This window comes from Pedobacter sp. 10L46_2, assembly GCF_056395165.1.
Genome location: NZ_JBFTIZ010000541.1, coordinates 1 through 2143, shown reverse-complemented (window position 1 = coordinate 2143; position 2143 = coordinate 1). Strand labels below are relative to the sequence as shown.

The window sequence follows — 2143 nt, the reverse complement described above, 5'->3', positions numbered from 1 at the left end:
AGCTTATGTATCGCCATTAGTTGTTTTTGTGCTCTGATGAGCAGCGTTGAGTTTGCGTCATCTGGCCGGACTGACCGCAAGATCAATTCCAGATATTGGGAAACACTTGCCAACGTAGTTTTAAACTCCTGGCTGGCCAGGTCGGTGAATTCTTGCTCATTTATACTAAGTTCTTTTACTTGCTCAAGTAGCTTCAGCAATTGAAGCTCCGCGTCTTTTTGTTCAGCTATGCCTATAAGCGTGTTAACGGCTCCGCACAGCTGGCCCTGATCGTTAAATAAAAGAACCGGATGCTCAAATACACTTTTTCTGGAACCATCAGGACGTTCAAGGGTGGTTTCGGTCCCGTTAGCCTGTGAACCTTCGCTCAATGCTACTGCCATTGGGCAGCTGTCAAGTGCCATGGGTTCGCCATTAGTATAAAAAACCTTCCGCGATCCACACCAAAGATCCTTGTTTAGCTCAGGTTCCCTTCCCCAAAGCATCGCTGCAGCCTGATTGTAGGAGGTAATGTATCCTGAAGAGTCGCAGGTATATACTGCAACAGGCAGCCGCTCAAAAAGTTCAACTGCAAGCGGGCCTGGCCCGAATATGGTCTTGGATTGTGTGCTCGAAAGCTCCGAGTGCATGGCATTTGTTCTCATAATTAAATTTAACTTTTACAAAACTAATTACCAACTATTCCGGCAATTCGTCACTCGATAATTACAAAAATTACAAAGCGACTCACAGAATTTCTCACAAATATTAAACAATTGCCAGGGTCCCTTTCGGAATTAAGGGGCAACTGTTTCTATTGGCGGAACATCCCCTTCATTTTTATCCTGACCGGGTTCAGTATTTTCGGAATCAGCATCTTCAGTGCCGCTGGCATCAGATTTATCTTTCTCCTGAATATCTTCCGGACTGTCTTTTTGATCAGCTTGAGAGGCGTCCTCAGTACTCGGAGGAATGACTTTTCGGGGATGTATATTATCATGATCTTTGTCTGTACTGCTGCTAAAATTTTCCATTTTTCTTTTTTTTAGTATAAGATTAACAATTGCAGCACTCACATGTTTGGCTTCTTTCAATAAAAGCTTTTGATCAGATGATTAAATGTTTACTATAGGCCTAGGTATTTCGCAGGTGATCCCTGCTTAGTTTAAATTCGTAAATTGCAAGCAGTATGCAAGAGCACACCAAAGAACATTACAATAGACTTGTGCGGCACATCGAACGCCGGATCGGTCTCGACAGCCAGGAGAAGGATTATATTTGCTCGTTCTTTAAGATACGTAAGTTACTTCCCAAACAATACTTGCTTGCACAAGGAGAGCTATGCCGTTATGAGAGCTATGTATCTGAAGGCTTTCTCCGGTCCTTTTATGTAGATAGCAGGGGTGATGAGCACACCTTGCATTTCGCTCTGGAAGACTGGTGGATATCGGATTTGACCAGCTTTTTAAAGCAACAGCCAGCAAGCCGGAATATCATTAGCCTTGAGGGGTCTGTGCTGCTGCAGATAGACCTGGAGGGCCGGGAGAGATTGATGGAGAACGTACCGAAAACGGAACGTTTCTGGCGGATATTAAATGAAAGTTCCAGTATGGCCCAAGATCAGCGTTTGCTGAATTCCATCAGCATGTCGGGCAAAGAAAGGTATCTTGCGTTGTTGGATCTTTATCCACATATCGAACAAAGGCTACCTCAAAAGCATATTGCTTCATTTCTGGGCATCACACCTGTATTTTTGAGCCAGATACGGAAAGAGATTGCTAAAAAATAAAAGAAACGGAGACAACGTCTCCGTTGACTTACATGCTTACTTCCAGGTCGCAGCATTATCGGCAACTGCAATTGCTTCTATTTCAATAAGGGCATCTTTGGAAAATAGAGAAGAGACTTCCATAATTGTATCAGCAGGGTATGGCTCGCAGAAGTATCTGCCGCGGAGCTCTACTATCTTTTCAAAATTGGCCATATCACGCAGCAATATGGTTACCTTGACAAGGTTCTTAAAACTTGAGCCACCTGCTGTGAGTACCTTTTCAAGGTTCTCAAAGGTTTTTTTTGCCTGCGCATCAAAGTCGCCCAGACCGATCAGCTTGCCGTCATCATCAATAGCGGTCTGGCCCGAAATAAATAGCAAATCTCCCACAAG

General features: G+C 43.9%; 3 protein-coding genes and 1 pseudogene. 1 reads left to right on the top strand and 3 read right to left on the bottom strand.

Features of this window, described 5'->3' with window-relative positions:
- Together AC1DDX_RS27645 and AC1DDX_RS27640 are read right to left on the bottom strand one after the other, a co-directional pair.
- Positions 1-644, bottom strand: a pseudogene (locus AC1DDX_RS27645) (hypothetical protein); the annotation flags it as partial.
- Between the two features lie 132 nt (positions 645-776).
- Positions 777-1013, bottom strand: a complete 237-nt coding sequence (locus tag AC1DDX_RS27640; RefSeq protein WP_477623065.1) for a hypothetical protein — start codon at positions 1011-1013, stop codon at positions 777-779.
- A gap of 191 nt (positions 1014-1204) precedes the next feature.
- On the opposite strand from AC1DDX_RS27640, the gene AC1DDX_RS27635 reads away from it, so the two are divergent.
- On the top strand, positions 1205-1768 hold the full coding sequence (locus AC1DDX_RS27635; RefSeq protein WP_337716115.1) for a Crp/Fnr family transcriptional regulator: 564 nt from the start codon (positions 1205-1207) through the stop codon (positions 1766-1768).
- A 36-nt stretch (positions 1769-1804) separates the two neighbouring features.
- Here the strand turns inward: AC1DDX_RS27635 and AC1DDX_RS27630 are convergent.
- The coding region (locus AC1DDX_RS27630) for a RidA family protein (protein WP_477623064.1) at positions 1805-2143 on the bottom strand (339 nt) is incomplete at its 5' end.